Genomic DNA, 5,872 nt, shown 5'->3' with positions numbered 1-5,872 from the left:
CGCGGGTACACGGTAGGACGCCTCGCACGCGAACGTGGCGCCTCGGTGATCTTTGGTGGAGTCCACCCAACGCTCTATCCCGAAGAAGCATTCGAGCGCGGCGGCGCCCACGCGGTGGTGCGCGGAGACGGCGATCTCGCATGGGGAATGGCGCTCACAGATTGCGCGAATGGCCGATTGAAGAAAATGTACGAAGGCGGCCGCGTGGAGGCAAGCCAGTTCAAAGCAGCACGGTGGGACCTTCTGCCGCCGAACCGATACATGTGGGCCTCGGTGCAGACGGTCCGCGGCTGCCCCAAGCATTGCTCATTTTGCTCAGTATGGCGAACCGACGGACAACGACCTCGACAGCGTTCGACGGATGCTGTGGTGGACGAAACCGTCGATCTCCGTCGAAGGGGATTCAGGTTCATAGCTCTTGCCGACGACAATTTCTATCCTGTTTCCCTTACCGATTTGAAACTTGCCGAGCGGCAAAACAATCACGCAAGAGTTTCGCAATTGCGAGCGATTCGTGAAGAACGATTCGAACTGATGGATCGATTCGCTGAGCTTCCAGCAGACATGAATTTCTTTACCCAGATCACAATGGAAGCCGCTGAAGATCCTCAATTTCTCATGGCCATGAAACGCGCCAATATTAAAGGAGCGCTGGTCGGAGTTGAGGCGGTTACTCCAGAAGGACTGAAGTCCGTTTACAAGGACTTTAATCAGTCTGGAGAAAACCTGGTTCGCCAGCTGCAAGCCTTTCGTTCGCATGGAGTGCATATCCTCGGGTCGTTCATTTTCGGATTGCCGACCGATCGAAAAGACACATTCGACGCAACTCTTCAAGTGGCGCAACGAGCCAACTTGGCGTTTGCCCAATTCGTGATGCTCACACCCTTCCCGGGAACCGTCGACTTCGAGCGCTGGGAGAAAACTCAAAGCAAACAACTGCCAAATGTGGGAGAAATCCCCCTCACAAGGTACTGGCTCATCCCTCCGGAAATCAGGCCCAAGATGTTCATGCCGCATCCAACGATGAGCTCGGACGAGCTGCGTCGGAGAACTCAGGAGGTCTGGGATCGCTTCTACAGCTTCGCTTCCATCTGGAAGCGGTCAAGCTGCGCCACCTCCTTTAAGGCTCGGCTCATTCTAGTTTTCATCTCGAAACTCTACCGGCAAATGTATGCCAACACCGGCATCACCACAGACAGCGCGCGAAGAAGCCGCGCAACCAAAGTGGCGAGATGGCTGGCGAAACCCTGTCGTCGTCTATTCCAGGCCAAACCGATGCCACAGTTGCAGCTAAGTACGACGAGGAAAATACCGGCGTCAATGAACAGCTCTCTGAGGTCAATCCTCAACCAACGCTCAGACTAGCACGGCGGCTCCAAACCAAACGGACGAGATGCCTGGCAGCAACGCACTTGCTCTATCTACTGTTCTCTTTTGCTCAGCAGGACGAACCGGGGCTGCGTGTAATAGGACACATGGCTGCGCATGGGATGGCAGAGTGATTGTAAATTCAAAAAATGAAGTCTCAGATAACGTAGGCACCACCCATCTGAGTCGCTTGCCAGAACTGGCGATTTCGATCTCGCAGTTCGATCTTCGTCAGGAAATACGATTGCTCCGCAAGGAAGAATCGTGGCGACGAGGAGTAGGTCGCAGTTCCAGGACGCTCGTCAAGCAGCAGGATTTTCGCATCGTTCTAGTTCTTATGAAGGGCAAAACCAGTCTGACAGAGCATCGGGCAAATGCAAGAATCTCGATCCAGACGATCTCGGGACGCATCCGAGTACGAATTCGAAACGAGAACATGGTCGAACTGCCGGTTGCAGGATTGCTTGCGCTGGATTCGTCAATTCCATACGACGTCGAAGCCATAAGAGAGAGCGCATTCCTGCTCACGATTTCCTGGCCGTGGCAATATGCGACTTGGGACGATGAAGATCCTCTTGGGGAATGATGGCTGAAGCACCAGAATATCGCCACGAGCGCTGGATATTCCGCCTCAACGTATTGAAGACTCGACCAAGATTACTGCTCCTGTCTCTGTGTGTGGCTGTTGCTCCGGTTTTTTTGCTTGCCCAGGAGATACGGCCCGTTTCTCCTGTGAGCCAGACTCAAGCCAGCAACCTATCTGTTTCTCAGGTAGTAGCGAATCTCGTTGCAAGCAATGCCGAGCGATCGAAGGCGTTGGAGAGCTATACAGGCCGGCGTACGTATCGATTGGACTATCACGGATTTCCTGGAGACCTCCAGTCACAAATGATAGTTAAGGTCGTTTATCGGGCTCCCTCAACAAAGAAATTTACTATCGTCTCCGAGAGCGGCTCCAAGCTTTTAATCAATCGAGTCTTACATAAGTTGTTAGAGAGTGAGGAGGAGGCTCTCAACGCTAAGAACCGCCAGGAAGGCGCGCTGAATGAGCTCAATTACGACTTCACCTTGATAAAGTTCGATCGCACCTCGGAAGGATCGTGCTACGTTTTGTCTGTTCGCCCAAAGATCAACAATAAATTTCTGTATCGCGGGACAATTTGGGTGGATGCTACCGATTTTGCTGTCCGGCGTATCGAAGCTCAGCCGGCAAAAACCCCCTCTTTTTGGACAAAGAAAAGCCAGATCCTTCAGACATACGTTAAAGCCGGGCATTTCTGGATGCCATCCAACAATCACACTACGACTGCGGTACGGTTTGGGGGTAAGGCTGTCTTGAACATCGACTATGACAACTACGACCTTAGCGAAACGCTTCTGGCGGCTACGGCCAAACAGTAAGTTGTCTGCAGCAGAAGGGTTAATCCTCAGAATGGCTAGGATGCGTAAACCAAAGCCGAAGAGCTTTCAAAGTAGGTGTGATTCCAAGGTTCAGTCTGAACGGAAGCTGATTCTCGATGATTTTAGAGAACGCCGCGCCAAAGACGCACTGGATAGCCGCTATCTTGAAGTAGTCGAAGAGATGTTGACTGAGCGAGAGAACAATGGACGCGATCGGGACGAGAGCCCGGAAAATGAAAGCCGACAGTTGGAGGCGAAATGATTCTATACGCGTATGAAGACCGGCAAGTACATCGTCACAAGCTGACGATCCACATTTCCGAATGTGAACAGTGCAATGCCGGCGAAGGAAATCTCGACGGAAGGGACCGCATATTCGGCAAATGGTATGGACCATTCACGTCAATAGATGATGTTTTTGCCGGAATGCACCACCTGCGCCAGATCACCGAAGTGCATGAGTGTGCGACACCCGCTTCAGCATCAGCAAATCCTGATTCAATACAAGAAGACGAGAAAGCCATGTCGCGCCTGGATGACGACGGCGGAGCCAATTCCGCAGTGGTACTTCCTGGCCAGGCCGGCTGACCGCAAAACCTCGTTTCTAATTTCCATTGAGCCAATAACTCACAACCCGAGATTGGCACTTTAGGCGCTGTGAGCTGTTTTGACCAGATCGCGTGCGCGATAAGAGTCCATACTGAGACGAGTAAAAGCTATGCAGGTATTTTGGGAAAAAATAGGGATTCTTGGTCCTGTCTATCGTTTGATGGGGCGCGGCCTGAGTGACAGCGAGATCGCCAACGATCTCGATATTACCGAGGTGCGGGTCCACGACTGCATAGACTGGATGAAGCATTCTCTGCATTGCAAAGATCGTAATGAAATCGCTCAGGAGGCTTCCCGCGCGAGAGCGATGTAGGCGGCAATTCCAATATCAAGTAATTTCCTGTGAGGATCTTGCGCCGATTCTAAATGTTCCAAAAAAGTGGCCGGATATGATCACTAAGGTGCGCAATACGATGCGATGTCTGACAACTGTCTTCGCACTGTTTCAGGTTGCGGCCATCGCACAAATGTCTCCTCACGATCAAAATCTAGCAGCTTGTAAAGATGGCTGGTCATTGTGCGATCGCGCTACTCTCTCGCCCACTGAAGCCGCCGATGTCGGCAGAGCACGTCATTTCAAGAATATTGATGATTGCAGGAACGGATTAGCCTCCTGTGATCCGTCGCAGCTCACTCCCGCAGAAGCGAATTCGGTGGCCGTTGCGAACTACCAACGTAATGTCTCAGAATGCATGCTTGGTTTGCAGTCGTGCGATCATTCGAAACTGAGTCGCCGGGAAGCGATCAGAGTCTCCGCCGGCGAACTCGAGCGGAATCGCTCCGATTGTATGGACGATCTCGGTACTTGCGACACTTCACGGCTCACCTCCGCTCAACGCAACCAGGTAATCCACGCGGCAGAACAGCGAAACCTCTCGAACTGCAAGAACGGTTGGGATCTCTGCGACTACTCAAAACTTACACCTTCGGACTTCAGGCTGGTGCAAACATTCGAGCATCACAGGAATGCCGACAATTGCCAGAATGGCTGGGAAGCTTGCGATCATTCGAACTTGTCCCCGATGGAACTGAAGCAAGTGCTCGCGCTGGAGCACGAGCGCAACCTGACAGATTGCAGACAAGGCAAGGGTACATGCAACTTTAGCGACCTTACTAAGAGTGAGACGACCGCATTGGAGGCGAGAGATCACCAACGAAATCTCAAGGCCTGCACTGAGGGGATCGGCTATTGCAACCGTTCTCTTCTACCCGAAGCGGAACTCCGGGCACTTCCTGCCGAAGCGCCGCCGAGAAAGTAATCGTGGGCTTGAAACCGCCGACAGAACGCAGAGGATATTCGCTGAACGCAAAACAGGACGTAGGTAAGTTGTCGAATGTTGTAGCCGCCAAGATCCGGGCAGGCGAAATGTTTATTGCTCTACGGGCTGAAGGTTTTATTTCAGCACACGTCGTGCGGTGTCCGGGCTGCGAATGCAGCTATCGTATCTTCTATCGTTATCCGGAGGCGGGTCCCACAGCACGCGAACGACAAACGAGAGCTGTTTTGTTTGGCACCCGTATCGCCAAGTCACATCCAGACCACACCGAGGAGCTTATCGATGCCGGGGAATAAAAGATCACTATGAGTGCGACATACAAGATTTCTAAATCGCGATCAGCGCAATACTTGATCTGTAACCTGCTGGATGGGGAGACAATATGGAAATTCCACTAATGCGCGATGAAGAACAAAAAGAAAGCCAAGGTAAGTCGGCTGGTAAGGATGTCGTTTCTGAAAGCGCGAGGGTAGCTGGATCCACTGATCGAGCAACTAACGGGCGGGCACTCCGCAAAGACCAGCATGCTGCGCAAAAGCTTGCCAGGAAAAAGAGATTGAAGGCAGCGCATCGCCGAAAGTTGAGAGCCCCGCACGCAAAAGGATAGTTGCCTTAATACTATCCTCGACACGCGAGTGGCAAGGGCTTAATCTATCGAGACTTTTCTCAGCAATCGGAAGTCGCCGAGCATTTGTCCCACGCCCAGCCCTACACTACAAAGAGGGTCATCTGCGATGGAAACTGGAAGTCCGGTCTCTTCCCGAATGCGCTTATCCAGATTCTCCAGCAATGCCCCACCCCCCGTCAAAAGGATGCCACGATCACTAATGTCCGCTGAAAGTTCGGGTGGGGTACGCTCTAGCGCCGCCCGAATCGCGTTCATGATGGTAGAGACGCATTCCGCCAATGATTCTCGAATCTCGATGTCATCTAATGTGACTGCTTTGGGCACACCCTCAACGAGATTACGACCTCTGATTTCCATGGTACGAGGTTTCTCCAGCGGGTAAGCACTTCCAATCTCAATTTTGACTTGCTCGGTAGTGCGCTCACCGATGAGTAAGTTATATTTTCGCTTTACATAGTTAGTGATGGCTTCATCCATCTGATTACCGGCCATCCGTAGCGACCGCGAATAGACGATACCGCCGAGCGATATCACAGCTATGTCAGTCGTACCGCCTCCGATATCAACGACCATGTTGCCTATAGGCTCG

7 protein-coding genes are annotated in these 5,872 nt (G+C 52.2%); 6 read left to right on the top strand and 1 reads right to left on the bottom strand.

Annotated features, from left to right (window positions below; genetic code table 11):
- From VFU50_14760 to VFU50_14735, 6 genes are all read left to right on the top strand, one after another.
- The coding region (locus tag VFU50_14760) for a radical SAM protein (protein ID HEU5234122.1) at nucleotides 1-1,365 on the top strand (1,365 nt) is incomplete at its 5' end.
- Nucleotides 1,366-1,498: 133 nt separating this feature from the next.
- Nucleotides 1,499-1,954, top strand: a complete 456-nt coding sequence (locus VFU50_14755; GenBank protein ID HEU5234121.1) for a hypothetical protein — start codon at nucleotides 1,499-1,501, stop codon at nucleotides 1,952-1,954.
- Nucleotides 1,951-2,769, top strand: coding sequence for a hypothetical protein (locus VFU50_14750; protein ID HEU5234120.1), 819 nt, complete (start codon nucleotides 1,951-1,953; stop codon nucleotides 2,767-2,769). The genes VFU50_14755 and VFU50_14750 overlap by 4 nt, the downstream gene beginning before the upstream one ends.
- Before the next feature lie 31 nt (nucleotides 2,770-2,800).
- Nucleotides 2,801-3,031, top strand: coding sequence for a hypothetical protein (locus tag VFU50_14745; protein HEU5234119.1), 231 nt, complete (start codon nucleotides 2,801-2,803; stop codon nucleotides 3,029-3,031).
- A complete protein-coding gene (locus VFU50_14740) occupies nucleotides 3,028-3,357 on the top strand; it encodes a hypothetical protein (GenBank protein ID HEU5234118.1) in 330 nt (109 codons plus the stop codon). Before VFU50_14745 ends, VFU50_14740 begins: the two co-directional genes overlap by 4 nt.
- 130 nt (nucleotides 3,358-3,487) lie before the next feature.
- Entirely contained in the window at nucleotides 3,488-3,691 is a 204-nt protein-coding gene (locus VFU50_14735) for a hypothetical protein (GenBank protein HEU5234117.1), read from the top strand.
- A gap of 1,610 nt (nucleotides 3,692-5,301) precedes the next feature.
- On the opposite strand, the gene VFU50_14730 is transcribed toward VFU50_14735, so the two are convergent.
- The coding region (locus VFU50_14730) for a rod shape-determining protein (GenBank protein ID HEU5234116.1) at nucleotides 5,302-5,872 on the bottom strand (571 nt) is incomplete at its 5' end.

It is taken from the genome of Terriglobales bacterium, from assembly GCA_035764005.1.
In the GTDB taxonomy this organism is placed as follows: domain Bacteria; phylum Acidobacteriota; class Terriglobia; order Terriglobales; family Acidobacteriaceae; genus Gp1-AA112.
The sequence above is the reverse complement of the archived record's forward strand: the minus strand, read 5'-3'. Positions and strand labels throughout refer to the sequence as shown.

Coding starts and splice junctions, on each gene's coding strand:
- VFU50_14735 (HEU5234117.1), top strand. CDS start 3,488: ATGCAGGTATTTTGGGAAAAAATAGGGATTCTTGGTCCTGTCTATCGT.
- VFU50_14740 (HEU5234118.1), top strand. CDS start 3,028: ATGATTCTATACGCGTATGAAGACCGGCAAGTACATCGTCACAAGCTG.
- VFU50_14750 (HEU5234120.1), top strand. CDS start 1,951: ATGATGGCTGAAGCACCAGAATATCGCCACGAGCGCTGGATATTCCGC.
- VFU50_14745 (HEU5234119.1), top strand. CDS start 2,801: ATGGCTAGGATGCGTAAACCAAAGCCGAAGAGCTTTCAAAGTAGGTGT.